Raw genomic sequence first — 25,152 nt, 5'->3', positions numbered from 1 at the left:
GTCCTTAGCGGGCAATAGGTGTCAGGCGAATCAGATGAATCCGGCGGCTGTCGGCATTTAGGATGCGGAAGCGATAAGCGCCGATCACGGTGGTCTCGTTACGCTTGGGCAGGTGCCCGAACGCACTCATCACCAGGCCGCCGACGGTGTCGAACTCGTCGTCGGAGAATTCGCTGTCGAAGAACTCGTTGAAGTTCTCGATCGGCGTCAGCGCCTTGACCAGGAAATCACCACTCGGCAGCGGCTTGATGTAGCTGTCTTCTTCGACATCGTGCTCGTCTTCGATATCGCCGACGATCTGTTCCAGCACGTCTTCGATCGTCACCAGGCCCGCGACACCGCCGTACTCGTCAATCACAATGGCCATGTGATTGTGGTTGGCGCGAAACTCGCGCAGCAGCACATTCAGGCGCTTGGATTCCGGGACGAAGGTGGCCGGACGCAGCAGGTCCTTGATGTTGAAGCTGTCGCCGTTCTCCTTGAGGATCAGCGGCAACAGGTCCTTGGCCAGCAGGACGCCCATGACGTCGTCATGGCTTTCGCCGATCACCGGGTAGCGCGAGTGCGCCGAGTCGATCACGGCCGGGAGGAATTCCCGTGGGGTCTGGGTCGCCTTGATGCTGATCATCTGCGAACGCGGGACCATGATGTCCCGGACCTGCAGGTCAGCCACCTGGATGGCGCCTTCGACGATGGCCAGCGCTTCGCTGTCCAGCAACTTGTTCTGATGCGCCTCGCGCAGCAGCTCCAGGAGCTCCTGGCGGTTTTTCGGCTCGTGGGCAAAAGCCTGGGTCAGTTTACCCAGCCATGACTTTTGCCCGTTGCTCGATCGGTCTTCGCTCATAGCGATTACTCTAAATCCTTTGATGTTTCAGTTGAGTGTTAATCAGTTTTCGTCATCTGCATACGGATCAGGGTGACCCAGTTCTGCAAGCAACGATCGTTCCAGTGCTTCCATTTCTTCGGCTTCGTCATCGTCTATATGGTCGTAACCCAAGAGATGCAAGCAGCCGTGGATGACCAGATGGGCCCAATGGGCCTCAAGGGCCTTGCCTTGCTCCTTCGCTTCACGTTCGACGACTTCGACGCAGATCACCAGGTCGCCCAGCAGTGGGATATCCAGCAGTTCGTCGGGTACGTCGGCGGGAAACGACAGCACGTTGGTCGCGTAATCCTTCTGGCGCCAGGTGTGGTTCAGTTCGCGGCCTTCGGGTTCGTCCACCAGGCGGATGGTCAGCTCCGAGTCGGCAGTGCGCTGGCGCAGGGCCAGGGCGCACCATTGACGGAACTGCTCTTCGCTGGGGGCGTGCGCGTCGGTTGCCAGTTGCAGGTCAAGCTCAAGCATCGCGGCGGGTGTCCTTGGCCGGGGCGTCGTCGCGATGTTCGAAGCGCTCGTAGGCTTCGACAATGCGCTGGACCAGCGGGTGGCGGACCACGTCCTTGGGCATGAAGTGCGTGAAGCTGATGCCTGGCACGTCTTTGAGCACTTCGATCACCTGGGCCAGGCCCGACTTGGTGCCCTTGGGCAGGTCGACCTGGGTGACGTCGCCGGTTATCACGGCGGTGGAGCCGAAACCGATACGGGTCAGGAACATTTTCATCTGCTCGACGGTGGTGTTCTGGCTTTCGTCGAGAATGATGAAACTGTTGTTCAAGGTCCGGCCGCGCATATAGGCCAACGGTGCGATTTCGATCACCTGGCGCTCGATCAGCTTGGCCACGTATTCAAAGCCGAGCATCTCGTAGAGTGCGTCGTAGAGCGGGCGCAGGTATGGGTCGATCTTCTGGGCCAGGTCGCCGGGCAGGAAGCCGAGCTTTTCGCCGGCCTCGACCGCCGGGCGTACCAACAGGATGCGGCGCACTTGCTCGCGCTCCAGGGCGTCGACCGCACAGGCCACGGCCAGGTAGGTCTTGCCGGTACCGGCAGGGCCGATGCCGAAGTTGATGTCGTTACCGAGGATTTCCTTGACGTAGCGCTGCTGATTCAAGCCGCGCGGGCGAATCATGCCTTTTTTGGTGCGCAGGGCCACGCTGGCTTCGGCCACCGGGTTGTTGGCCAAGTCTTCCACGGCAGATTCCTGCAGGTACAGGTGGACCGTCTCCGGCGACAGCTCACTACCCTTGGTTTCGCGGTAGAGGCGGCGGAGCAGATTTTCTGCAGACGTGGTGTGCTGGGGTTCACCAATCAGCTCGAACTGATTGCCGCGGTTGCGGATCTCGATGCTCAAGCGTTGTTCGATCAGGCGCAGGTGCTCGTCGAACTGTCCGCACAGATTGGCGAAACGGCGAGCCTCAAACGGCTCGAGGAGAAAACGATGGGGTTCGATGGGTGCGTTCAAGGTCGCTTTTAGCCGCCCTTTGGCTGTTGAGGTGAAAGAGAGGATAACGCCACGCGCCGGTGTGCGAAAGCACTTATCCAACCCGATCCAGTGTGGGAGGGGGCTTGCCCCCCATAGCGGAGTGTCAGGCAGCTCATGTGCTGCTGATGTACCGCAATCGGGGGCAAGCCCCCTCGCACATTTATTACACCAGAGACCCACGCAACGAGTGCGGTTGCGCCGCATCGATATGTACATCGGCAAATTGGCCGATCAGCGTCGGGTTGTCGCAACGGAAGTTGACGATGCGGTTGTTCTCGGTGCGGCCTTGCAGTTCGCCCGGGTCTTTTTTCGAGTAGTCGGTGACCAGGATGCGCTGGGTAGACCCCACCATTTGTCGGCTGATCTCGAAGCCTTGCTGATTCAGGCGATGTTGCAGCGCGTTCAAACGCTCTTTTTTCAACGCTTCCGGGGTGTCATCGGCCAAATCGGCTGCCGGGGTGCCGGGGCGCTGGCTGTAGACGAACGAGTAAGAAAAGTCGAAACCGACGTCTTCAATCAGCTTCATGGTCTGCTGGAAGTCTTTCTCGGTCTCGCCGGGGAAGCCGACGATAAAGTCCGAGCTGATGCAGATGCCCGGCACCGCCGCACGCAATTTGCGCAGTTTGGATTTGTATTCCAGGGCGGTGTGGTTGCGCTTCATTGCCGACAGGATGCGGTCCGAACCCGATTGCACCGGCAAGTGCAGGTGCTTGACCAGTTCCGGCACCTCGGCATGGGCCTGGATCAGGCTGTCGGAGAATTCCAGCGGGTGTGAGGTGGTGTAGCGAATGCGCTCGATGCCATCCACTGCGGCGACGACACGGATCAGCTCCGCGAGGTCTGCCAGGCGCCCGTCGTGAGTCTGGCCGCGATAGCCGTTGACGTTCTGGCCCAGCAAGGTCACTTCACGCACGCCGTTTTCGGCCAGGTGGATGATTTCTGACAGCACATCGTCAAACGGCCGGCTGACTTCTTCGCCACGGGTGTAGGGCACCACGCAGAAGGTGCAGTACTTGCTGCAACCCTCCATCACCGACACGTAGGCGCTCGGCCCATCGACGCGCGGTTCGGGCAAATGGTCGAATTTTTCGATTTCCGGGAATGAGACGTCGACCTGAGGCAGCTTGGTGAGGCGCGCAGCGTCGATCATTTCCGGCAGGCGGTGCAGGGTTTGCGGGCCGAAGACCACATCCACGTAGGGCGCGCGGTCGCGGATGGCGGCGCCTTCCTGGCTGGCGACGCAACCGCCGACGGCGATCACCATGTCCGGGTTGGCCAGTTTCAATTCACGCCAGCGGCCCAGTTGCGAGTACACGCGGTCCTGGGCCCGTTCGCGGATCGAGCAGGTATTGAGCAGGATCACGTCGGCATCTTCGGCGCGAGCGGTGACTTCCAGGGCCTGATGTTCACCCAGCAGATCGACCATGCGCGAGCTGTCGTACTCGTTCATCTGGCAACCGTGGGTTTCAATGTAGAGCTTCTTGGCCATGGGAATCGTCAACTGGTGGTAAAGAACCGCGCATTATAGGGGTCATGTCCATCGGTTCCTAGCGCTGTGCATCGGGTGCCATGCTATAGTTCGCGCCCTCTTTTAAATCCCCGATGTGTTCCCCGCCCACCATGACCAAACGTGAAGCTCCAATCTACAAGGTGATTTTCCTCAACCAGGGCCAGGTGTTCGAAATGTACGCCAAGCAGATCTATCAAAGTGATCTGTGGGGCTTCCTGGAAGTGGAAGAGTTCGTCTTTGGCGAGCGCACACAACTGGTCGTCGACCCGGGCGAGGAAAAACTCAAGGCCCAGTTCGAAGGCGTGGTGCGCAGTTTTGTGCCGATGCATTCGATTGTGCGCATCGATGAAGTCGAGCGCCTGGGCACGCCGAAGATCAGCGAAGCCCGTGGCACGAGCAATGTCATGCCGTTTCCGATGCCGATGCCTGAGAAGTAGGGCGTTTGTGGCGAGGGCGCGTGCTCCCGCTGGGGCGCGAAGCGGCCCTAATGCAATTTACAGATGTGTCAGATAGAAATCATTGAAGGGTTGTGGGGGGCGCTTCGCAGCCCAGCGGGAGCAAGCTCTCTCGCCACAGGTCGATCAGGGCAGGGGCGAGAACGGCGAACGCCCATCCGCGCTCTGCAGTTCCTGCAGGTAGTTGCGGAAGATCTGGCCCAGCACCTGGGTCGCCAGTTCCAGTTCATCGCGCTGCATGTGCTCGGCGACTTCGTCGGCCGTGTCCAGCGCGTCCTCGGCGCCGTTGACCGCCGCCATTTTCAGCACGATATACGCCTGGACGTTATTGGCCGGCACGCCTTCACCATGGAAGAACATGGTGCCCAGCTGGAATTGTGCCTGGGCGTGGCCCTGCAGCGAGGCTTTCTCGAAGTAGTTCAACGCTTTGTTGAGGTCGCGCGCGGGGTTCTTGCTGTCGTGGTAGTACTCGCCCAACTCGTATTGCGCCTGCGCATCCCCGCCGTCGGCCTGTTTATGGCACGCGCTCAGCGCTTCGGCCTGGCTGTCTGGCTGGGTATTGAGGGTGCAACGACCCATCGCTGGGATTAACAACGAGTTGCCGCCTGCTTGTGCATGTGCCAGCAGCGGCTGAAGGAGCAACAGGCAGCCCAGGACCAGGGTGCGGCCGGTGCGTTTCATGGGAATCGACTTACCTCTGACGGGGCGCGCGGACCCTCGGGGGTCCAATAAGCGCGCATTATGAAATAAGCAGGCCTCTGCTTACAAAGTCTTTACTCGTTTTTCTGCTGCTTGGGCAAGTTATCTGCCGGATTGCAGGAGTTTTCTCGAAAAAGTTAGGAAAAATCTGTAAGCAAAGTAGCAAATCTGACGCCGCCGGGGGCCGCGTCAGATTTTTGTGTCAGTTATTTCAGGGCGGCGAAAGCGCGTTCGGCAGCGTCCAGGGTCAGTTTCAACTCGGCGTCGCCATGGGCGATCGAGGTGAAGCCGGCTTCAAAGGCGCTCGGTGCCAGGTACACGCCGCCGTCCAGCATCAAGTGGAAGAAGCGCTTGAACAGGTTGGCGTCGCTGCTCATCACGTCCTCAAAGGTGACGATATTGTCGGCACCGCTGAAATACAGGCCGAACATGCCGCCTGCTTGCGTGGTGACAAACGGAATGCCGGCGGCATCGGCGCGCTGTTGCAGGCCGTCGAGCAGGCGGGAGGTGTAGTCGGTCAGCTCGGCGTGGAAGCCCGGGCGGCTGATCAGACGCAGCGTGGTCAGGCCGGCGGCCATGGCCAGCGGGTTACCGGACAAGGTGCCGGCCTGGTACACCGGGCCCAGCGGTGCGATGTGCTGCATGATTTCGCGCTTGCCGCCGAAGCAGCCCACCGGCATGCCGCCGCCGATGATCTTGCCGAAGGTGCTCAGGTCCGGCGTCACGCCGTAATGCGCCTGAGCGCCACCGAGGGCCACGCGGAAACCGGTCATCACTTCGTCGAAAATCAGCACCACGCCGTGCTTGTCGCATTGCTCGCGCAGGCCTTCGAGGAAACCCGGGGCCGGCGGTACACAGTTCATGTTGCCAGCGACCGGTTCGACGATGATGCACGCCACTTCCTGGCCTACTTCATTGAGCATCTGCTCGACGGCCGCGATGTCGTTGAACGGCAGGGTCAGGGTATGTTTGGCGAATGCCGCCGGCACACCGGCCGAGCTTGGGACGCCCTGGGTCAGCAGGCCGGAACCGGCTTTCACCAGCAGGCTGTCGGAGTGACCGTGGTAGCAACCTTCGAACTTGATGATGCTGTCGCGACCGGTGAAACCACGGGCCAGGCGAATCGCGCTCATGGTGGCCTCGGTGCCGGAGCTGACCATGCGCACCATCTCCATCGACGGCACGATCGCGCAGACCAGATCGGCCATCTCGGTTTCCATCTCGGTCGGAGCGCCGTAGGACAGGCCGTGTTCCAGTTGCTTGCGCACCGCATCCAATACGTCGGGGTGGCTGTGGCCGAGGATCATCGGGCCCCAGGAACCTACGTAATCCACATAGCGCTTGTCGTCTTCGTCGGTGACGTAGGCGCCTTCGGCATGCTTGAAGAACAGCGGCGTGCCGCCCACGCTCTTGAACGCACGCACGGGGGAGTTAACACCACCGGGGATGTGTTTCTGGGCATTGGCAAACAGGGTTTCGGAACGGGACATGGTCGGGCTCTCTAAACTTGATATTTAAGAAGATCGTTGAAGGCGCGGGCGCGGCGCGTGACTTCCTGGGTGCTGTCGGCACCAAACAGGCCGTGGACCACCGCGAGCAGGTCGGCACCGTGTGCCACCAGCGGTTCGGCATTCTCCAGGGTGATGCCACCGATCACGCAGATCGGCAACTGCAAGCGCGCGCGGGCCTGGGCTAGCATTTCGACGCTGGCGGCGGGGGCGCCGGGCTTGGTGCTGGAGTTGAAGAAGCGGCCGAAGGCGACGTAACTGGCGCCTTCTTTCGCGGCCTGCTCGGCCAGTTCGATCTGGCTGTGGCAGGTGGCGCCGATGATCGCCTTGGAGCCCAGCAACGCACGGGCAGTGGTCAGAGGGCCATCGGTCAGGCCCAGGTGTACGCCGACGCCCAGGCGTGCGGCCAGCTCGGCGTCATCGTTGATGATCAGTCGGGTCTTGTAGCGCGAGCACAGTTCCCGCAGTTTTTCAGCTTCACGCAGGCGCCGGGCCTCGTCGCTGCTTTTGTCACGGTACTGCAGCAGGGTCACGCCGCCATCCAGTGCCGCTTCGACGTAGGCGAGGAATTTACCGGCCAATAATTGGCTGTCGGTAATGGCATAAAGGCCACGTAGTTTCATCGGGCAGGCCTCTTGGTGTTACGAGCAGAAATCCAGCGGCAGCCGGCGAGGCACGAACTGGCCCTGGCCGAGTTGTTCGGCGTCACGCAGGGTGCGCCAAGTGTAGTTGAGGGCCGATTGCACGGCGCTGACCAAGCCTTCACCCTGGGCGATCCGGCCCGCCAGCGCGCTGGCCAGCGTACACCCCGAACCGTGATAGCTGCCGGGCAGACGCTGGCAGGTAAAGGTCTGGCGCGTGCCGTCGCGGCTGTATAGGCGGTTGTGGACTTGATGCTCATCGCCATGGCCGCCGGTAATCAGCAGGTGCTTGATAAACGGCAACAGCCTTTCAGCGCATTCGTCCGCCGTGCCCTCAGGCAGTTCGGCAAGGATGCGTGCTTCTGGCAGGTTGGGCGTGGCGATCAGCGACAGCGGCAACAGCCGCTCGCGCATGGCGTAGCCGACTTCGTCCTTGCCCAGGCTGCCACCGCCGCCGGCGCGCAGCACCGGGTCGCACACCACCGGCAAGTGCGGGTGCGCCTGCAGCAGTTCGACCACGGTGTCGACCATCGCGGTGGAACCGAGCATACCCAGCTTGACCGCCGCCACTTGCGAATCGCCGAGCACGGCATTGGCCTGGGCCAGTACCCACTCGCGGTCGAGCACGCGGAAATCGCTGACATTGACGGTGTTCTGCACCGTCAGCGCGGTAACGGCCGGAGCCGCATGGCAACCCTGGGCGAGCAGGGCTTCGATATCTGCCTGCAAGCCGGCGCCACCACTGGGATCATGGCCGGAGAGACAGAGGACAACGGGGCGAGAGCTGTAGATATTCATGGTGCGCGAGCTTACCACCAAACGCTTTTGGCGTGGCCGTCTGGCGATGGCTGAATTTTGTCGGTATTCGTGGGTGTTTATGGCTGTTTGCTAGTATCGATTTTTAGTTGAATAAGCCGCTGAAAGCCTTGTTCTAGAGCCTCTTTAAAAATTATCTTGATGGTGTCCAATGGCCTTTAGCGGCTATGCTAAAGTGGATTCAAATAACTTACTGTATCGCCGGTATACGTCTTCTCAAAAGGAATGGGGGCTATTTGACATAACCGGACAGGCCACGCTGGGGCTCTATGCGCTATTTGCTGATTTTATTGTTGTGCGGGCTACCGCTGTTCGCCAACGCCATTGAGTTCACCCAAGACACTCGAAGCCTGCCCTTGGGCCGTGCCATGCAAGTGCTCGAAGACCCAACTAACGCCCTGACCATCGCCGATGTGAGTGCTCCCACCGCCGCCACACAGTTCAAACCCCACGACAAAGACACCCTCAACGCCGGCTATTCGCGCTCGGTGTTCTGGCTCAAGGTCAACCTGCGCTACCTGCCCAAGCAGCCTGAAACCCAGCGCACCTGGCTGCTGGAGTTAGCCTATCCGCCCCTCGATCACCTTGACCTGTACCTGCCCGACAGCACCGGCAACTATCGCCTGGCCGGTCGCACCGGGGATGCCCTGCCGTTTTCCAGTCGCGAGATTCGCCAGAACAACTACCTGTTCAAGCTCGACTTCACACCGGGCGAAACCAAGACCGTCTACCTGCGCCTGCAAAGCGAAGGCTCGATCCAGGCGCCGCTGACGCTGTGGTCCAGCACCGCCTACCTTGAGCAGCAACCGCTGCGCCTGTACGTATTGGGCCTGATCTATGGCGTGTTGCTGGGGATGCTGGTGTACAACCTGTTCATCTACCTCAGCGTGCGCGACACCAGCTACCTTTATTACATCTTCTACATCGCCTCGTTTGGCCTATACCAGTTGTCGGTGAACGGCGCGGCGGTGGAGTATTTCTGGCCGAACAACCCCTGGTGGGCGAATGCCGCGACGCCCTTCCTGATCGGCTCGGCGGCGTTGTTCGGCAGCTTGTTCGCCCGCAGCTTCCTGCACACCGCCCAGCACAGCCGCTGGATCAATCGCCTGTTGCTGGGGTTGGTGGCCTGCGGCGCGGTGGTGATGCTGCTCTCGCTGATGACCAGCTACGCCCTGGCGCTGCGCCTGGCCACGGGTTTGGCGCTGGTGTTTACCGTGACCATCTTTGTCGCCGCCATCAAGGCCTGGTACTGCGGGCAGCGGGTGGCGCGCTATTTCATCATTGCCTGGTCGGCGTTCCTGTTGGGCGGTGTGGTCAACACCCTGATGGTGCTGGGCTACCTGCCCAACGTGTTCCTCACCATGTACGCCAGCCAGATCGGCTCGGCGATCGAAGTGGCGCTGTTGTCCCTGGCCCTGGCGGATCGCATCAACAGCATGCGTGAGCAACAGGCGCAGATCCTCTACGACGCGAGCCAGAAACTCGAAGTACTCAACCAGCAGTTGGCCCGCAGTAACCGGCTCAAGGACGAGTTCCTTGCCACCCTGACCCACGAACTGCGCACGCCGATGAATGGCGTGATCGGCTCCCTTGAGCTGATGCAGACCGTGCCCCTGGACGACGACCTGGCGCAGTACCAGCAAACCGCCGCCGGCTCGGCGCGGGACATGATGCGCATGGTCAATGGCATCCTCACCCTCACCGAATTGCAGGCCGGACGCCTGAGCGCCCAGCCCAAGGTGTTCAGCCTGCGCGGGGTGCTCGGCACCTTGCGCCAGCAGTTCAGCGCCAGCGCGCAGAGCAAAGGTCTGGCCTTTTCCATCGATGTCGCCGACGAGTTGCCCGACCGCCTGCACGGCGACGCCGACAAACTCAGCCAGTGCCTGGATTGCCTGTTGGACAACGCCTTCAAGTTCACCCACGAAGGCGCCGTGCGTCTGCGGGTGGTCGGCGTACCCCTGAGCGACGGCGCAGTGCGCCTGAGTTTTATCGTCACCGACACGGGCATCGGCTTTGCTTTCCTCGACGAGGCCACCCTGTACCAGCGTTTCTTCCAGCTCGATGGCTCGACGACGCGCGAATACGGCGGCCTGGGGATTGGTCTGGCGATCTGCCGGCAACTGATCGAATTACTCGGCGGGCGCCTCACCCATCATTCCGAACCGCGCAAGGGCAGTCGCTTCCAGTTGGAACTGGCGGTCACCGCGCTGCAGCTCGAGCCACGCCCGGCGAGCCCTGAGCGCGAACGCACGCCTGCGCAGTGCACGGTGCTGTTGGTGGACGACAACAGCGTCGGCCAGTGGGCGGTGCGTGGCATGTTGCTCAAGCTCGGTTATCGGGTGAAAACCGTGGACAGCGGGCCGGCGGCGTTGGCGGCGTTGCAGGGGGAAACCTTCGACGCGGTGCTGCTGGATACACCTGAAGACGGCTTCTCGTTGTGCTGTCAGATTCGTGCGTTGCCCGGCTGCGGCGAGTTACCGGTGATCGCCCTGGGCGCCACGCTGAATGTGTCTGAACGTGAGCGTAGCCATGGCATCGGCATCACCGAACGCCTGGTCAAGCCGGTACGTTTCGACGCGCTGCAGGCGGTATTGGAGCGCCGGCTGCTGTGCCCGCTAGAGGGTGAAAGCGCCGGACATTCGGCGCGTATGCCACTTTTTTAAGCGAGGTGACGGTGCTTAACTGAAATTTGGGCCGCAACCCCCGGTGGCCTTTTTCCAGGAGGCCCGTCATGAACTTGCATCAGTTCGCCGAAACCCACGACGTTACCAACCAGCCGCCCTCCTTGGACGGCGTCAACCTGTACCGCATCGACGTGCCGCTGCAAGACTGGTCGCGCCGCTTCGGCGCCGGCTGGGCCGCGCCGCGCATCGATGCCTACGGCGCGCTGGCCGGCGGGCCGCTGATGGCGGCCGGGTTCCTGGCGAACCAGAACAAACCACAGTTCAGCAGCCATGACCGCTATGGCCATCGTATCGACCTGGTGGAGTTTCACCCGGCCTACCACGAGCTGATGCGCACCGCTGTCGAACATGGCCTGCCATCGCTGCCGTGGGCGCATCCACAATCAGGCGCGCATGTGGCCCGTGCCGCCCTGACTTACCTGCACAGCCAAGCCGAAGCCGGCACCGGCTGCCCGTTGACCATGACCTTCGCCTGCGTCCCGGCCCTGCGCCTGCAACCGGACCTGGCGCAGACCTGGCTGCCGAAAATCCTCAGCACCGACTACGACCCGCGCAACGTCGGCATCGCCCACAAGGCCGGCGCCACCATCGGCATGGCGATGACCGAGAAACAGGGTGGCACCGACGTGCGCGCCAACACCACCCGCGCTTACCCCGTGGGCGCGGGCGGCCCCGGCCAAGCCTATGAACTGGTGGGGCACAAGTGGTTCTGCTCGGCGCCGATGTGCGATGCGTTCCTCACCCTGGCCCAGACCGACAAGGGCCTGACCTGCTTCCTGCTGCCCCGGCACCGCCCGGACGACACGCGTAACCAGTTCTATATCCAGCGCCTGAAAAACAAACTCGGCAATTGCTCGAACGCCTCCAGCGAAGTCGAGTTTCGCGGCGCCCTGGCCTGGATGGTCGGCGAAGAAGGCCGTGGCGTGCCGACTATCATCGAAATGGTCGCCATGACCCGCTTCGATTGCATGGTCGGCTCCAGCGCCTTGATGCGCCAGGCGCTGACGCAAGCCAGTCACCATTGCGCCCATCGTTCGGTCAGCGGTCGCGTACTCAGCGAACAACCGCTGATGCAAAACGTTCTGGCCGACCTGGCGCTGGAAAGCGAAGCCGCGCTGGCCTTGAGCCTGCGCATGGGCCGCGCCCTCGATCATTTGGGCGATGAACAGGAAGCCAAGTTCTCCCGGCTGGTGACCGCGGTGGGCAAGTATTGGATCTGCAAGCGCGCGCCCGCGATGATCAACGAAGCCGCCGAGTGCATGGGCGGTGCCGGTTATGTGGAGGACAGCATCCTGCCGCGCTTGTATCGCGAGGCGCCGGTGAATTCGACGTGGGAAGGTTCCGGCAATGTGCAGTGCCTGGACGTGCTGCGCGCATTGTCCAAAGAGCCGGGTGTGCTGGAAGCGCTGTTTGTCGAACTGGGCGACGGGCATGGCGACAGGCAGTTGGCGCAGCATATCGAGCAACTGAAATCGGCGTTCATGGACACCCAGGACATCCAATACCGCGCGCGGCAACTGACCGAGGACATTGCCGTGGCGTTGCAGGCCAAGTTGTTGCTGGAGGCCGGGAATGCAGCCGTCAGCGATGGGTTCATCGCCAGCCGGCTGGGTGAGTCGTCGGGGCGCGTGTATGGCGCCTTGCCACGTGGGGTGGACGTGCGGGCCATCGTTGCGCGGTCCACCCCCCAAGTGTCTGAATAAATACGCTCCAAAAGGTGGGAGGGGGCTTGCTCCCGATAGCGGTGTGTCGGTCAGCCCATGCGTTAACTGCACCACCGCCATCGGGAGCAAGTCGAATCGTCGCACCGCCCCTCCCACATTATTCAGCGCATTGCACTTCGGCTGTTTCAGTGAGGCCGGGATACAGGCAAGATAAAGGTCTGCAAGTCAGCACACAGGATGCTTACCGTGACCGAAGCTTTTGTTGTCGTTCAAACCGCCGAAGAAGCCGTCGACCGGCTGGCGGCTCTGCATGAGCGTGCTACCGGCGCGCTCAATCAAGCCCTCAAGCAATACCTCAAGGACCGCGTCGAGCCCGACGCCGAACAACGCGCGATGTTTCGTTACCCGGAGCTGCGCCTGACTTACCAGTGCCACGGCGAAGTCCCACAGACTACCCGGGCATATGCCAAGGTCCAACTGCCGGGGACTTACAGCGTCACCGTCACCCATCCGTCGGCGTTCCGTAAATACCTGCTGGAACAATTGGTGCCGTTGATGCACGACTTCACCGTGACGGTGGAAGTCGGCGTCAGCCAGCAGAATATTCCTTACCCGTATGTGGTCGAGCAGGGCGACGAACTGGCCGGCTCCGGCGTGACCGCCGCGACCCTGGCCCGTGTGTTCCCCAGCACCGACCTGTCGGCCGCCACCGATGGCATCGCCGACGGCCTGTATGACTGGGAAAACACTGACCCGCTGCCACTGGCCCTGTTCGATGCGGCCCGCGTGGACTTTTCCCTGCGCCGCCTGGTGCATTACACCGGCAGCGACTGGCGCCATGTGCAACCGTGGATTCTGCTGACCAACTACCACCGCTATGTCGACCAGTTCATCCTGCATGGCCTGGAGCAATTGCGCAGCGACCCGCGTTTTATCCGCATGGTGCTGCCGGGCAACGTGATCATCGACAAGAGCATGGACCACGGCGAAGCGTCCGCCATTGCCGCAGGCGTGGTCTGGCACCGTTACCAGATGCCGGCCTACCACCTGCAGGCCACTGACGGTCACGGCGTGACGCTGGTCAACATCGGCGTCGGCCCGTCCAACGCCAAGAACATCACCGACCACCTGGCCGTGCTGCGTCCGCATTGCTGGCTGATGATCGGCCACTGCGGCGGCCTGCGCCAATCCCAGACCATTGGCGACTATGTCCTGGCTCACGCCTATATGCGCCGTGATGGCATTCTCGACCGCGTGGTGCCGCCGAACATTCCGATCCCGGCCCTGGCCGAAGTGCAAATGGCTTTGCAGCAAGCGGCGGCCAACGTCACCGGCGAAAAGGGCGAAGAACTGAAAAAACGCCTGCGCACCGGCACCGTGCTGACCTACGACGACCGCAACTGGGAACTGCGCTGGGCCCAGGAGCGTCCGCTGATCAACCTGTCCCGCGCCGTCGCCGTGGACATGGAAAGCGGCACCATCGCCGCCCAAGGCTACCGTTTGCGTGTGCCCTACGGCACCTTGTTGTGCGTGTCGGACAAGCCGTTGCACAGCGAGATCAAGCTGCCGGGCTCGGCCAACGCGTTCTATGAGCGTGCGGTCAGCCAGCACTTGAAAATCGGCATCGAGGCGGTCGACCTGTTGCGCACCGAGCTCAACTCGCTGCACTCGCGCAAACTGCGCAGCTTCGACGAGCCGCCGTTCCGCTAAGCGGTTAGGATGGTCATTTAGCGGTCAGGCCACTAGCATTGTCGGTCCTGACCGTTAGATGTTCCTTCGCCATGTCCCGTCCCACCCGTCCCGATTCGCGCCGCCCTGGCGTGAAAGCCCCGTATTCCGCAGCTCGTCGCGTCGCCAAGGCGCCACCGGCCGAGCCGAAGCTGATCCTGTTCAATAAACCCTTCGACGTACTGACCCAGTTCAGCGACGAAGGCGGGCGGGCGACCCTCAAGGATTTTATCGACATCCCCGGTATCTACCCGGCGGGCCGCCTGGACCGTGACAGCGAAGGTCTGTTGTTGTTGACCAACGATGGTCAATTGCAGGCGCGCATTGCCGACCCCAAGCACAAGTTGGCGAAAACCTACTGGGTGCAGGTGGAAGGCGAACCCACTGAAGAACAACTGCAACGCCTGCGCGACGGTGTGCAACTCAACGACGGCATGACCTTGCCCGCCGAAGCCCGGCGGTTGGACGAGCCTGAGTTATGGCCACGCAACCCGCCGGTGCGCTTTCGCAAAAGCGTGCCGACCCACTGGTTGGAGTTGGTGATTCGTGAAGGGCGAAACCGCCAAGTGCGGCGCATGACGGCGGCGGTGGGGTTGCCCACCTTGCGCCTGGTGCGCGTGCGGATTGGCGATTGGTCCATCGACGGCCTGGATCAGGGCCAATGGAAGGCCGTACCGGCGCGCTTATAAGACGCCGGACTCGATCAGGCCGATCACCACGCTCTTGATGACGAATGCGGCCACGCCCAGGCCCAGCACGAAAAACAGGATGAACGAGCCGAAACGCCCGGCCTTGGATTTCTTCGCCAGGTCCCAGACGATAAAGCCCATGAAAATGATCAGGATCGTGACCAGGCCGGTCATCATCCATTCTTCAAGTAGCGCGGGGTCAATCGAGTTCATTGGTTTCTTCCGACGGGGCAGGTGGCAAGTATACGGCAGTGCTCGGGCTGGGCATTGCCCTGCGTCGGTGCGTCGCACGCAGACTTAAATGTGGGAGGGGGCAAGCCCCGATAGCGGTGCATCAGTTGAAAATATACTGACTGACACTCAGCTATCGGGGGCAAGCCCCCTCCCACATTTGACCTTCACCGATCTTAAGTACGCAGGTGGGTCAGTGGTAACTCGGTGCTGTTGAGCACCTGGTTCAGCACAAAGCTCGAACGCACGCTGGTGACGCCTTCAATGCGGGTCAGGTGGCCCAGCAGCAGCTTCTGGTAGTGGTCCATGTCCGGCACCACGACTTTCAATTGATAGTCGGCATCCATCCCGGTCACCAGGCTGCATTCCAGCACCTGCGGCAGGGTGCGGATGGCCGCTTCGAAGTTCTCGAAGCGCTCGGGGGTGTGTCGGTCCATGCCGATCAGCACGTAGGCGGTGAGGCTCAGGCCGAGCATCTTGCGGTCGAGCAGGGCGACCTGGCGGGCGATGTAGCCGTCGTCCTCCAATTGCTTGACCCGGCGCGAGCAGGGCGACGGCGACAGCCCGATACGCTCGGCCAACTCCTGGTTGGAGATCCTCGCGTCGCGCTGCAATTCCGCCAAAATACTCAGGTCGTATCGGTCAAGTTTGCTCATGGGGCTGGCCTTTGTCGTAACTATTGCGGTGAATTATCCCTTAAGGGTTAAAAATTGCGCAAGCACTGTTTATTGACGCAATCTTCGCAATCATCTGTCGGGGCGCTGCGCCTATGATTACCAACAGAATCACCGCCTGGACATAGTCCACAGCAGCTCGCCCAATCAGGCCTGCTGCGGCCGCCACCCCAGCAGGGTTGAGCCGGCCTCCAGGCTGCACACTGTCCACAAGACGGCGTGAGGTGAGCCAACGTCATAAGCGTTGAGCCCGGACGAAGTTCTCAAGGGGTGGCCGACGGGTCGCCCCTTTCTTTTTGCCTTAAGAAAATTCTTCTCGTGACTGATAACCTGTGCCAGAACCGGGCGAGGCTTTTCCAGTCTCATTGATAAGCCCTAAACCGCAGTGAGGAAGAGCATGAAGCGCATCTGGCGAATGGCAGGTGTTGGTTTGCTGGTGGTCAGCGTCAGCGCGCAGGTAACGGCCGACGAACGTGATAATTCACCCGGTCAGGGCCAGAGCCAGGGGCAGCGGCCGCAGGGCGGCGGCGGGCAGCATGAACGCGGCCCTGAAGGTGGCGGGCGGCCCGAGAATAATCAGCCGCGCCCGCAGACCGCGCCGTCACGGCCTGAGAACAATCAACCGCGCCCGGAGAACCCGCATTTTGATCGCGGCGGCCCGAACGGTGGCGGTCAGGGGCAAGGCCGGCCCCAGGGCAATGAGCCGGGCCGCCCGGCGCCGCAGCCACAACCGTCGAACAGCCTGCCGATCCAAGGTCGCCCCGATACTGTGCGCCAGACCCAGGAGCCGCGTCAGGGTGACTACCGCGACATCCCGCGCCGCAACGACGGCAATCAACATTGGGAGGCTGGCGGCCCCGGTTCACGCCCAGGCAACAACGGCGGCGGCTACCACAATGAGCGTCCCGGTGATAATCGCTGGCCAGGTCGCCCCGATGGGCACGGCAACGGCTGGGGCCCAGGCCCGCAGTATCGCCCGGGCTATATGGTGGATCGTTTTCCCGAGCGCAATTACCGTGTGCCTTACCGTGGTCAGGATTATTTCTTCTCCGGCGGCTACTGGTATCGCCCGCAAGGCCCGCGCTATGTAGTGGTGGCGCCGCCGTATGGCATCCGCGTGCATTACCTGCCGGATTACGCGCGGGAAGTGTGGGTGGGCAGCGCGCTGTTCTTCCTCGCGGCGGGTGCCTATTACACCTACGAAAGCAGTTCCCAGCAGTACGTGGTGGTGGAGCCGCCGACCGCAGTACCGGCACCGCAGCCGGCGCCCCAGGGCAACGGCTATGACGTGGTGGCCTATCCCGCCAATGGCCAGTCACCGGCGCAGGTGCAGCAGGACGGTTATGACTGTTATCGCTGGGCTGTGCAGCAAAGTGGCTTTGACCCGCAAGCGGTCACCTACGCCCCGGCCCCGGCAGTGGTGCAAACCTACCGCCAGGCCCAGGGCAACTGCCTGAGCAGTCGCGGCTACCAGGTGCAGTACTAGGCCTGGGCGCCGCTCACCACGTCCAACGGGTCGGCGTGTACCAGCACTTCGGCCCGTGGGTAGGCAGCGTGAATGGCATCGGCGGCCTGGTCGCTGATGCCGTGGGCAACAGACAGCGTCAACTCCCCCGGCAATTCCAGGTGCAACTGCACAAACCAGTGGTTGCCGGAGATCCGCGTGCGCAAGTCGTGGGCGCCCAGCACGCCGGGTACGCCACGGGCCAATTCCAGCATGTGCTGGCTGACGTCCGGCGGCAGTTCTTCGTCCATCAACACGGCAAAACTTTCCCGGGCGATCTGAATCGCGCTCCACAGAATGTAGGCCGCGATGCCCAGGCCAAACCAGGCGTCGATCTGATGGAAGCCGAAACCGGCCAAGACCAGTGCAATCAAAATACTGCCATTGAGCAGCAAATCCGAGCGGTAGTGCAGCGAGTCGGCGCGCACGGCGCTTGAGCCGGTTTCCCGCACCACGTGGTGTTGCAGGAACAGCAGGGCCACGGTCAGCGCCAGGGACAAAATAATCACCCCAATGCTCAGCCACGGCGCGCCCACGGGCTCGGGGTGCTTGATCCGTTCGAATGCCTGCAACGCAATCAGCACCGCACTGCCAGCGATAAACAACGCCTGCGCCATACCGGCCAGCGACTCCGCTTTGCCATGCCCGTAACGGTGATCGTCATCGGCCGGGCGCAGGGCGTAATGCACCGCCAGCAGATTGAGCAGTGAGGTGACGCCATCGAGCAGTGAGTCGGTCAACCCGGCGAGCATGCTCACCGAGCCACTGAGCCACCAGGCGATCGCCTTGGTCACAATCAGCACAGAGGCCACGCCAACTGAAGCGCGGGTGGCCAGGCGCAAGAGCCGGGCGTGTTCGGGACTGGTGCTCATAAGTGGGTCAGATCCTTAGGCGGACGGTTGTAAGCCGAGGGCAGCCAGTTGTTGCACGCTGCCCTTGAACTGGATCATGCGCGGGTCGTCCAGCGGCAAGGTGCGGCCGGTTTCCTGCTGGATGATGGTCTGCAGCTTGGCCGTGTCGACCTTGCCGTCGGCGCCGATGGCTTGCTGCAGTTTCTCCGGGGCGACTTGTGCGGTCTTGCCCGGTTCGAAGTAGATCGCGCCGGTGGCGAAGTCGACGCCGAAGGCGATCAGGCCAGGGATCACGTAGAACAGCAGGCCTACGGCATCGAGCACGGCAATCGTTGGGTCGATCTTGCCGTCGATCTGGCCGCGGCGGTCAGGGTAGAAAATCGAACCGCAAGCGGTCAGTTGGCTCAGCAGCGTGACGGCGAGGACACCGCCGATGACTCGGGAAGCGATACGCATGAGAAAAACTCCTGAACAGGGTTGAAAGGTGACTATAAGCCAGATCCGCCAGGCGACGATGATCCGGTGAGGTGCTTGTGAGACCACCACCGGCCTTCAGCAGTTCGCCGTTATACTCGCCGCTCTGCTTTGGAGCCAGTATGAATTCGTTGCCGATCGATGATGTTTTACCCGCCTTGCGTGACGCCTTGGCGAATCGCCATGAAGCCGTGCTGGAAGCGCCGCCCGGCGCCGGTAAAACCACCCGCGTACCGTTAGCCTTGTTGAATGAGCCTTGGCTGGCCGGGCAGACCATCCTGATGCTCGAACCGCGACGCCTGGCCGCGCGCGCCGCCGCCGAGCGCCTGGCCAGCGAGCTGGGGGAGAAAGTCGGTGAAACCGTCGGTTATCGCATCCGCCTCGACAGTAAAGTCGGCCCCAACACGCGCATCGAAGTGGTCACCGAAGGCATCCTCACCCGCCGCCTGCAGGACGACCCGGCGCTGGACGGCGTGGGCCTGCTGATCTTCGACGAGTTCCACGAACGCAGCCTCGACGCCGATCTGGCGCTGGCCCTGAGCCTGAATGGCCGCGACCTGTTTCGCGACGAGCAGCCGCTGAAAATCCTGCTGATGTCCGCCACCCTCGAAGGCGAGCGCCTGGCCGCGCTGTTGGATGACGCGCCGATCCTGCGCAGCGAAGGGCGCATGTTCCCGGTGCAGATGCGCTGGGGGCGGCCGTACCAGGTCGGTGAGTTTATCGAGCCGCGCCTGGTGCAGACCATCCTCGACGCGCTGCAGGACGAAACCGGCAGCGTGCTGGTGTTCCTGCCCGGCCAGGCGGAGATCCGCCGGGTCAACCAGCAACTGGCGGACGCTCTGGGTGATCGCGCCGATGTACTGCTCTGCCCGCTGCATGGCGAGCTCGACCTGAACGCCCAGCGTGCCGCCATCGACCCGGCGCCCGCCGGCAAGCGCAAAGTGGTGCTGGCCACCAACATCGCCGAGACCAGCCTGACCATCAATGGCGTGCGTGTGGTGATCGACGCCGGGCTGGCACGCGTGCCGCGTTTCGACCCCGGCAGCGGCATGACTCGCCTCGACACCCAGCGCATCTCCCGCGCCAGTGCCACCCAGCGTGCCGGTCGGGCCGGGCGCCTGGAGCCGGGCGTGTGCTATCGCCTGTGGTCCGAGGACCAGCACGAAGGCCTGGCCGCCTATGGCAGCGCGGAAATCCTCGCGGCCGACCTCGCCGGGCTGGCCTTGCAACTGGCGCGTTGGGGCGTTACGCCTGCGCAGTTGGTGTGGCTCGACGTGCCGCCCACTGCCGCGTATGCCCAGGCCCAGGACCTGCTGCAACGCCTTGGCGCCTTGAATGACGACAAACTGACCGCCCACGGCCAGAAGATGGCCGAGCTACCGGCCCATCCGCGGATCGCCCATCTGCTGTTGCGCGGGCAGGATTTGGGGCTTGCGGCCACCGCGTGTGATGTCGCGGCGCTGCTGGGCGAGCGCGATATCCTGCGCGGGGGCGGGGCGGATTTGCACTCTCGCCTGGCCCTGCTGTCTGGCGAAGAGCGCGCGCGGGGCACCCAGGGCGGTGTGCAGCGCGCCAAGCAGTTGGCGCGGCAATACCGTGGCTATTTGCGCGGCCGGGCGACCCAGCCGGTGGCCGACCCCGAGCACCCGCGCTGGCTTGGCGCCTTGTTGGCGTTGGCCTACCCCGACCGCGTCGCCCAACAACGCCGACCCGGCGGCGCCGAATACCGCCTGGCCAATGGCCGCGCTGCAGTCTTCGCCGAGGCTGACAGCCTGATGAAGCAAGCCTGGCTGGTGATTGCCGACCTGGGCAGCCGCCAGGGCCAGCGCGAAGAACGCATCTACCTGGCGGCGGATTTTGATCCGACGCTGTTCGACACGGTGCTCGCCGAACAAGTGCGCAACGTCGATCAATTGGATTGGGACGAACGCGAAGGCGTGCTGCGCGCCGAACGCCAACGCAAAGTCGGCGAACTGGTGCTCAGCCGCGAACCCCTCAGCGGCCTCGACGAAAACGCGCGCAGCCAGGCGCTGGTCAACCTGGTCCGGCGCAAAGGCCTGGAGCTGTTGCCCTGGACCCCGGAACTGCGCCAATGGCAGGCCCGCGTGAGGCTACTGCGCCAGCTCGATACCGGCAAAACCAGCGAATGGCCCGACGTCAGCGACAGCGCCTTACTCGCAAGCCTGGAACACTGGCTGATGCCCTACCTGGGCAAGGTCTCGCGCCTCAGCCATTTTGCCAACCTGGATATTTCCAGCTACCTGCACAACCTGTTGCCCTGGCCGCTACCCCAACGCCTGGACGAACTGGCGCCGCAGCATTTGAAAGTGCCGTCGGGTTCTTCGGTGCGGTTGGACTACAGCGAGCATCCGCCGATTCTGGCGGTGCGCCTGCAGGAATTGTTCGGCCTGGCAGATACACCGCGCATTGCCGGCGGGCGCCAGGTCGTCAAGCTGCACCTGTTATCCCCGGCGCGACGGCCGGTGCAGGTGACCCAGGATCTGGCGAACTTCTGGCGCAGTACCTACGCCGAGGTGAAGAAAGATCTGAAGGGGCGCTATCCCAAGCATTACTGGCCGGATGACCCGTTGGTGGCCGAGGCCACCGCCCGAATCAAACCGCGTAAGTAAGCGTGACAGCGATTCAAATGTGGGAGGGGCGGTTATTGCGCGGCCGGCAGCAGGAACCGTGCGATGACCGGCAAATGGTTGGAAATGCGCAACGTATCCGCCTGCCGCACCTTCGCCTCCACCCGTTTGATCCGCGAGCTGTAGAACAGGTAATCGACGGTGCGATCCGGCCCGTCAAGGCTCGGGTCATTCGGAAAGTGCGTCAGCCACTGCTCACGATCAATCCCGCTGGATTCGCTGTTGCTCGGGATCATCGGGTATTTGTCCCACAGCAGATGCAGTTCGCTGTCTGGCGAATACTGCCCGCGTTTACCGGCATCCAGGCGCAGGAATTGCCCCAGCGGCAGCACATTGAAATCCCCGCCGATCAACCAGGGCGTCCCGCGGCCTTCGAATTTGTCGAGTAGTTTCACTGTGGCCTGGACTTGTTCTTGCACCGCACTACGCCCCGGCTCGTCGCCCTCCAGACGGGTGTTGAGTACCGCCAGTTGGCCGCCGTCGCTCAGCGGTAGGTAGGTCAGCAGCAACGCCGGTTTGGGTTGGAACTGACGGCTGATGAAGTTGGCGGGCGGCACGGGCAGTTGCAGGCGTTCGGCGTGTTCGATCTGGTAGCGACTGAGGGTTACCAGCTTGCGGCCGACGCTGCCAAAGATATGCAGGTTGGGGATAAAGTCGGCTTTCCAGTCGAAGGCCTGTGCGCTGCAGGGGTAGAGGTCGGCCAGGCGTTCCTGGAGCAGCGTTACCTGGTCTTGATAGTGGGACGGCTTGGCGCCTTCGTCGAGTTCCTGCAACAGCAGGATGTCGGGTTGTTCGTCGCGAATCACCCGGGCCACCTCGTCGAGGCTGAAGGCCATGTCTTCGACGGTGGGGCGGTCGTCCGGGCCGCTGCCGTCGGCGGTGTCGTACCAGAACACGTAGTTCTTGCCGGCCAGGTACTGCACGTTCCAGGTCATCACCTTGAGCGCCTGCCCGGGCAGCAGGGTCGGCGCACGGGGCGCGATGCAGCTCACGGGCAGGGTTTGCTTGTCGGCGGGGCGCCAGGTCAGGCTGTAGATCAGGGCCGTCAGCAGGCCTGCAATAAGCAGCAGGCCCAGCAAGGTGATGCGCAAGAAACGGGTCATCGGCTCGGCTTATAGCGTGTCAGGAGTGGCACCGAGCATATCACCGCGCGTCGGCATCGCCACCGATCAGCATGAATAAACGGAACAGCACCACACTGGTAAACAGCTGCAGGAAGCTGTGTGCACTGTCGATCAGCACCCCCAGCAACGGCGCGGGCTCGGGATACGCCGCCACGCTGGCGCCTTTGAGCAGCCACAGCGGCGTCATTACGCACAGCATGCACACCAGGATTCGCCAGAAATGCCCACGGGTCAGACGTAAACTTTCCTTCATCGCCTGCAGTGCGGGCATACCGCGCAGCACCAGCAGGTACTCGGCAAACGCGAGCACCACCATCAGCCACAGGCCGGGTAGGAAATACAGCGACAGCCCGAGCAATATCAGCAGCGTGCTCATCGCCGTCAGCAGGGCGAAGCGCGGCCACAGGGTCAGGGCCATGGCCCACACATCCTGGGGGCGCGGCGATTCGCCACGGGTGCGGGCATCGAGAAACAGGATCAGCGCGCCGGTGTACAGCGGATACACCAGCAACCCCACCACCACGCTGTAGCCTGGGAATGCGTCCGGGCCGAGCGTGTGGTCGAGCACCTGTTGCAGCAGGGCTTCGAGGATCACCAGCGGCAGGCATAGCTGGACGATGGCGCCCAGGTTGTGCCGGGTGAAGCGGAAGGAGTCGCGCAGTACGTCTAACGGATTCATCAGAGTCATCACAGGCCGAAAAAAGCAGGGGCACACTTTAACCGATAGGTGCCGTGAGCAAGCAAACGTAAACCTTGAGTAAAGACCATTGAAACAACTGGTAACACCCCCATAACTAGAAGGACCGGGCCTGATCACAGACCGGACCATGATTTCTACCGGCAATCTAACGAGGTCGCCATGAACAGCGAAGAGCAAACCCTGATCGATGGACTGTTTTCACGGCTGCAACAAGCCGAAACGGACACAGCCCCCCGCGACGCACAGGCCGAAGCGCGGATCAAGGAGCATATGACGCGCCAACCGGCGGCCGGGTACTACATGACCCAGTCGATCCTGGTGCAGGAACACGCGCTCAAGAGTCTCGACGCGCAGAACAAGCAACAGGCGCAACAGATCCAGCAATTGCAGGATGAACTGCAGCGGGCCAAGTCCCAGGCGGCACAACCGGCGCCGAGCAGCGGTGGCTTTCTGTCGAGCATCTTTGGCGGCGGTCCACGTGATGCACAACCGGCACAGAGCGCTCCGGCCTCTTCCGGCGGCGGTTGGCGTGAACCGGCGCGGCCGTCTTTCGGACAGCCGGCGCCGCAGCAGAACTACGGCGCCCCGCAGCAGAACTATCAACAGCCACAACAACCCGCCGCCCCGATTGGCAGTGGCTTCCTCGGTGGCGCCCTGAAAACCGCAGCGGGTGTGGCCGGTGGCGTGATGCTGGCGGAAGGCATCAGCAGCCTGTTCAACCACAACTCGCAACAGCCGCAAGTGGTGGAAGAAATCATCCGTGAAGAGCCGGCGCCCGCCAGTGACAACAGCAACTGGGGCAACGATGACCAGAAATTCGCGGGCAATGATAGCTGGGGCAGCGACAACGCCTCGGACAGCTTCGCCGATAGCGATTCCTCTTCCTTCGACGACGACGATTCCTTCGTCTGACGCACCCAGGCCCGGGGCGCTTTGCCGCCCCGGGCTGATTTTTCCCGGAAACTTTCCCGTGACTGGCATACTGGCAACCTTTGCGGACCTTCGCGTCCGGGGTCTAAGCGGCAGTCATGGGGAAGTGCGGTGAAGAAAATTGCAGTGTTCGCCGATGTACAAAACCTCTACTACACCGTGCGCCAGGCGTATGGCTGTCACTTTAACTACGCCGCCCTGTGGGCTGACATCAGCTCGCGCGGGCAGATCGTCGAGGCGTATGCCTATGCCATCGACCGTGGCGACAGCAAGCAGCAGCAATTCCAGCAGATCCTGCGCAACCTGGGCTTTACCGTGAAGCTCAAGCCCTACATCCAGCGCAGCGACGGCTCGGCCAAGGGCGACTGGGACGTGGGCATCACTATCGACATCATGGACGCCGCCGCTAACGTTGACGAAGTGGTGTTGGCTTCCGGCGACGGTGACTTCGACATGCTGCTCGACCGCATCATCCACAAGCATGGCGTCGAAGCCGTGGCCTACGGCGTGCCGGGGTTGACGGCCAACTCATTGATACGCGCCGCCAGCCGCTACGTGCCGATCGAAGGCGCGTTGCTGCTCAAATAAGCGCGGCGGCTCAATAAATAAATGCTTAGACGGAGTTGGAACAGGTTTGGAACGTATAGCGGTCATCGACTTTGAAACCACCGGCATCACCCCGAGCAGCCACTGCCGGGCCACGGAAATCGCGGTGGTCATCCTTGAGCGCGGCCAAATCGTGGACCGTTACCAGAGCCTGATGAACGCAGGTGTGCGCGTACCGGGCTTTATCGAACAGCTCACCGGCATCAGCAACGCCATGCTGCGTAGCGCGCCAGCGGCAGAGCGGGTGATGAACGAAGTCAATGAGTTCGTCGGCACCACACCGCTGTTGGCGCACAACGCCGCGTTCGACCAGAAGTTCTGGGACTTCGAACTGGGCCTGATCCGCCGCACCCGCCTGCAAAAATTCGCCTGCTCGCTGCTATTGGCCCGCCGCCTGATGCCGGCGGCACCCAACCATAAACTCGGCACCCTTAATTCGTTCGCCCAACTGCCCCACACCGGCAAGGCGCACCGGGCCATGGCGGATGCGGAAATGGCCGCCAACCTGACGGCACACCTGGCCGAGCAACTGCGGCGGACCCATGGCTTGCGCGAGCTGTCCCATGACTTGCTGTGCACGTTGCAGAAAGTCCCGGCGGCGAAGATCAATGAGCATTTGAAGAAGCATCGCGGGTTCTGATAGAACAACGCCGTTC

The 25,152-nt window shown here is 62.5% G+C and carries 24 protein-coding genes; 10 read left to right on the top strand and 14 right to left on the bottom strand.

Annotation, left to right across the window (positions count from 1 at the left end):
- Positions 1 to 4 precede the first annotated feature (4 nt).
- The 4 genes from ACS5Q8_RS25315 to miaB all read right to left on the bottom strand — a co-directional run bounded on the left by ACS5Q8_RS25315 (position 5) and on the right by miaB (position 3,849).
- Positions 5 to 844, bottom strand: a complete 840-nt coding sequence (locus ACS5Q8_RS25315; protein WP_247403765.1) for a CorC family transporter — start codon at positions 842 to 844, stop codon at positions 5 to 7.
- A gap of 42 nt (positions 845 to 886) precedes the next feature.
- Positions 887 to 1,345: an rRNA maturation RNase YbeY gene (ybeY, locus tag ACS5Q8_RS25310; RefSeq protein ID WP_465159545.1), complete on the bottom strand. Its 459-nt coding sequence runs from the start codon at positions 1,343 to 1,345 to the stop codon at positions 887 to 889.
- On the bottom strand, positions 1,338 to 2,339 hold the full coding sequence (locus tag ACS5Q8_RS25305) for a PhoH family protein (RefSeq protein ID WP_017848326.1): 1,002 nt from the start codon (positions 2,337 to 2,339) through the stop codon (positions 1,338 to 1,340). The genes ybeY and ACS5Q8_RS25305 overlap by 8 nt, the downstream gene beginning before the upstream one ends.
- A gap of 184 nt (positions 2,340 to 2,523) precedes the next feature.
- Complete coding sequence (gene miaB / locus ACS5Q8_RS25300; protein WP_276195002.1) at positions 2,524 to 3,849, bottom strand: tRNA (N6-isopentenyl adenosine(37)-C2)-methylthiotransferase MiaB; 1,326 nt, start codon at positions 3,847 to 3,849, stop codon at positions 2,524 to 2,526.
- 131 nt (positions 3,850 to 3,980) lie between these two features.
- On the opposite strand from miaB, the gene ACS5Q8_RS25295 reads away from it, so the two are divergent.
- Positions 3,981 to 4,307, top strand: coding sequence for a DUF1820 family protein (locus ACS5Q8_RS25295; protein ID WP_003194436.1), 327 nt, complete (start codon positions 3,981 to 3,983; stop codon positions 4,305 to 4,307).
- 144 nt (positions 4,308 to 4,451) lie between these two features.
- On the opposite strand, the gene ACS5Q8_RS25290 is transcribed toward ACS5Q8_RS25295, so the two are convergent.
- The 4 genes from ACS5Q8_RS25290 to ACS5Q8_RS25275 form a co-directional block, all read right to left on the bottom strand.
- Positions 4,452 to 5,006 (bottom strand): tetratricopeptide repeat protein, encoded by a 555-nt coding sequence (locus ACS5Q8_RS25290; RefSeq protein ID WP_247403760.1) that lies wholly within the window; start codon positions 5,004 to 5,006, stop codon positions 4,452 to 4,454.
- A 224-nt stretch (positions 5,007 to 5,230) separates the two neighbouring features.
- Positions 5,231 to 6,514: a glutamate-1-semialdehyde 2,1-aminomutase gene (gene hemL / locus ACS5Q8_RS25285; protein WP_465159544.1), complete on the bottom strand. Its 1,284-nt coding sequence runs from the start codon at positions 6,512 to 6,514 to the stop codon at positions 5,231 to 5,233.
- An 11-nt stretch (positions 6,515 to 6,525) separates the two neighbouring features.
- A complete protein-coding gene (gene thiE, locus ACS5Q8_RS25280) occupies positions 6,526 to 7,155 on the bottom strand; it encodes a thiamine phosphate synthase (RefSeq protein ID WP_247403756.1) in 630 nt (209 codons plus the stop codon).
- An 18-nt stretch (positions 7,156 to 7,173) separates the two neighbouring features.
- Positions 7,174 to 7,971 carry a hydroxymethylpyrimidine/phosphomethylpyrimidine kinase gene (locus ACS5Q8_RS25275; RefSeq protein WP_276195000.1) on the bottom strand — a complete coding sequence of 266 codons (798 nt, stop codon included), beginning with the start codon at positions 7,969 to 7,971 and terminating at the stop codon, positions 7,174 to 7,176.
- A 287-nt stretch (positions 7,972 to 8,258) separates the two neighbouring features.
- On the opposite strand from ACS5Q8_RS25275, the gene ACS5Q8_RS25270 reads away from it, so the two are divergent.
- The 4 genes from ACS5Q8_RS25270 (at position 8,259) to ACS5Q8_RS25255 (ending at position 14,754) form a co-directional block, all read left to right on the top strand.
- Positions 8,259 to 10,652: a hybrid sensor histidine kinase/response regulator gene (locus ACS5Q8_RS25270; RefSeq protein WP_426100564.1), complete on the top strand. Its 2,394-nt coding sequence runs from the start codon at positions 8,259 to 8,261 to the stop codon at positions 10,650 to 10,652.
- A gap of 68 nt (positions 10,653 to 10,720) precedes the next feature.
- Complete coding sequence (locus tag ACS5Q8_RS25265; protein WP_443694035.1) at positions 10,721 to 12,376, top strand: acyl-CoA dehydrogenase family protein; 1,656 nt, start codon at positions 10,721 to 10,723, stop codon at positions 12,374 to 12,376.
- Between the two features lie 198 nt (positions 12,377 to 12,574).
- Positions 12,575 to 14,047, top strand: coding sequence for an AMP nucleosidase (amn, locus tag ACS5Q8_RS25260; RefSeq protein ID WP_164886999.1), 1,473 nt, complete (start codon positions 12,575 to 12,577; stop codon positions 14,045 to 14,047).
- Between the two features lie 71 nt (positions 14,048 to 14,118).
- The gene (locus ACS5Q8_RS25255; RefSeq protein ID WP_247406944.1) at positions 14,119 to 14,754 is read left to right on the top strand and encodes a pseudouridine synthase; all 636 of its coding nucleotides are present in this window, start codon (positions 14,119 to 14,121) and stop codon (positions 14,752 to 14,754) included.
- Here the strand turns inward: ACS5Q8_RS25255 and ACS5Q8_RS25250 are convergent.
- Positions 14,749 to 14,958 (bottom strand): DUF2788 domain-containing protein, encoded by a 210-nt coding sequence (locus ACS5Q8_RS25250; protein WP_276197999.1) that lies wholly within the window; start codon positions 14,956 to 14,958, stop codon positions 14,749 to 14,751. The genes ACS5Q8_RS25255 and ACS5Q8_RS25250 overlap by 6 nt on opposite strands.
- Positions 14,959 to 15,161: 203 nt before the next feature.
- The gene (locus ACS5Q8_RS25245) at positions 15,162 to 15,641 is read right to left on the bottom strand and encodes an Lrp/AsnC family transcriptional regulator (protein ID WP_003194418.1); all 480 of its coding nucleotides are present in this window, start codon (positions 15,639 to 15,641) and stop codon (positions 15,162 to 15,164) included.
- A 415-nt stretch (positions 15,642 to 16,056) separates the two neighbouring features.
- On the opposite strand from ACS5Q8_RS25245, the gene ACS5Q8_RS25240 reads away from it, so the two are divergent.
- A complete protein-coding gene (locus tag ACS5Q8_RS25240) occupies positions 16,057 to 17,145 on the top strand; it encodes a DUF6515 family protein (protein ID WP_276194997.1) in 1,089 nt (362 codons plus the stop codon).
- On the opposite strand, the gene ACS5Q8_RS25235 is transcribed toward ACS5Q8_RS25240, so the two are convergent.
- A complete protein-coding gene (locus ACS5Q8_RS25235; protein ID WP_443697355.1) occupies positions 17,142 to 18,035 on the bottom strand; it encodes a cation diffusion facilitator family transporter in 894 nt (297 codons plus the stop codon). The genes ACS5Q8_RS25240 and ACS5Q8_RS25235 overlap by 4 nt on opposite strands.
- Positions 18,036 to 18,050: 15 nt before the next feature.
- Entirely contained in the window at positions 18,051 to 18,470 is a 420-nt protein-coding gene (locus ACS5Q8_RS25230) for a hypothetical protein (RefSeq protein ID WP_017848313.1), read from the bottom strand.
- 140 nt (positions 18,471 to 18,610) lie between these two features.
- Between ACS5Q8_RS25230 and hrpB the strand changes: the two genes are divergently transcribed.
- On the top strand, positions 18,611 to 21,118 hold the full coding sequence (gene hrpB, locus ACS5Q8_RS25225; protein WP_465159543.1) for an ATP-dependent helicase HrpB: 2,508 nt from the start codon (positions 18,611 to 18,613) through the stop codon (positions 21,116 to 21,118).
- Positions 21,119 to 21,150: 32 nt separating this feature from the next.
- Here hrpB and ACS5Q8_RS25220 read toward each other — a convergent pair whose 3' ends face one another.
- Both ACS5Q8_RS25220 and ACS5Q8_RS25215 read right to left on the bottom strand, forming a co-directional pair.
- A complete protein-coding gene (locus ACS5Q8_RS25220) occupies positions 21,151 to 22,239 on the bottom strand; it encodes an endonuclease/exonuclease/phosphatase family protein (protein ID WP_276194995.1) in 1,089 nt (362 codons plus the stop codon).
- A 40-nt stretch (positions 22,240 to 22,279) separates the two neighbouring features.
- Positions 22,280 to 22,939 (bottom strand): DUF7847 domain-containing protein, encoded by a 660-nt coding sequence (locus ACS5Q8_RS25215; protein ID WP_276194994.1) that lies wholly within the window; start codon positions 22,937 to 22,939, stop codon positions 22,280 to 22,282.
- Positions 22,940 to 23,119: 180 nt separating this feature from the next.
- Here ACS5Q8_RS25215 and ACS5Q8_RS25210 point away from each other — a divergent pair, with 180 nt between their 5' ends.
- The 3 genes from ACS5Q8_RS25210 to ACS5Q8_RS25200 all read left to right on the top strand — a co-directional run bounded on the left by ACS5Q8_RS25210 (position 23,120) and on the right by ACS5Q8_RS25200 (position 25,136).
- Positions 23,120 to 23,872 (top strand): DUF2076 domain-containing protein, encoded by a 753-nt coding sequence (locus ACS5Q8_RS25210; protein ID WP_426100577.1) that lies wholly within the window; start codon positions 23,120 to 23,122, stop codon positions 23,870 to 23,872.
- Between the two features lie 129 nt (positions 23,873 to 24,001).
- Positions 24,002 to 24,478, top strand: a complete 477-nt coding sequence (locus ACS5Q8_RS25205; RefSeq protein WP_017848308.1) for a LabA-like NYN domain-containing protein — start codon at positions 24,002 to 24,004, stop codon at positions 24,476 to 24,478.
- Between the two features lie 46 nt (positions 24,479 to 24,524).
- Positions 24,525 to 25,136: a 3'-5' exonuclease gene (locus ACS5Q8_RS25200; RefSeq protein WP_276194992.1), complete on the top strand. Its 612-nt coding sequence runs from the start codon at positions 24,525 to 24,527 to the stop codon at positions 25,134 to 25,136.
- Positions 25,137 to 25,152 lie beyond the last annotated feature (16 nt).

This window comes from Pseudomonas sp. PAMC25584 (assembly GCF_058135675.1).
The sequence above is the reverse complement of the archived record's forward strand: the minus strand, read 5'-3'. Positions and strand labels throughout refer to the sequence as shown.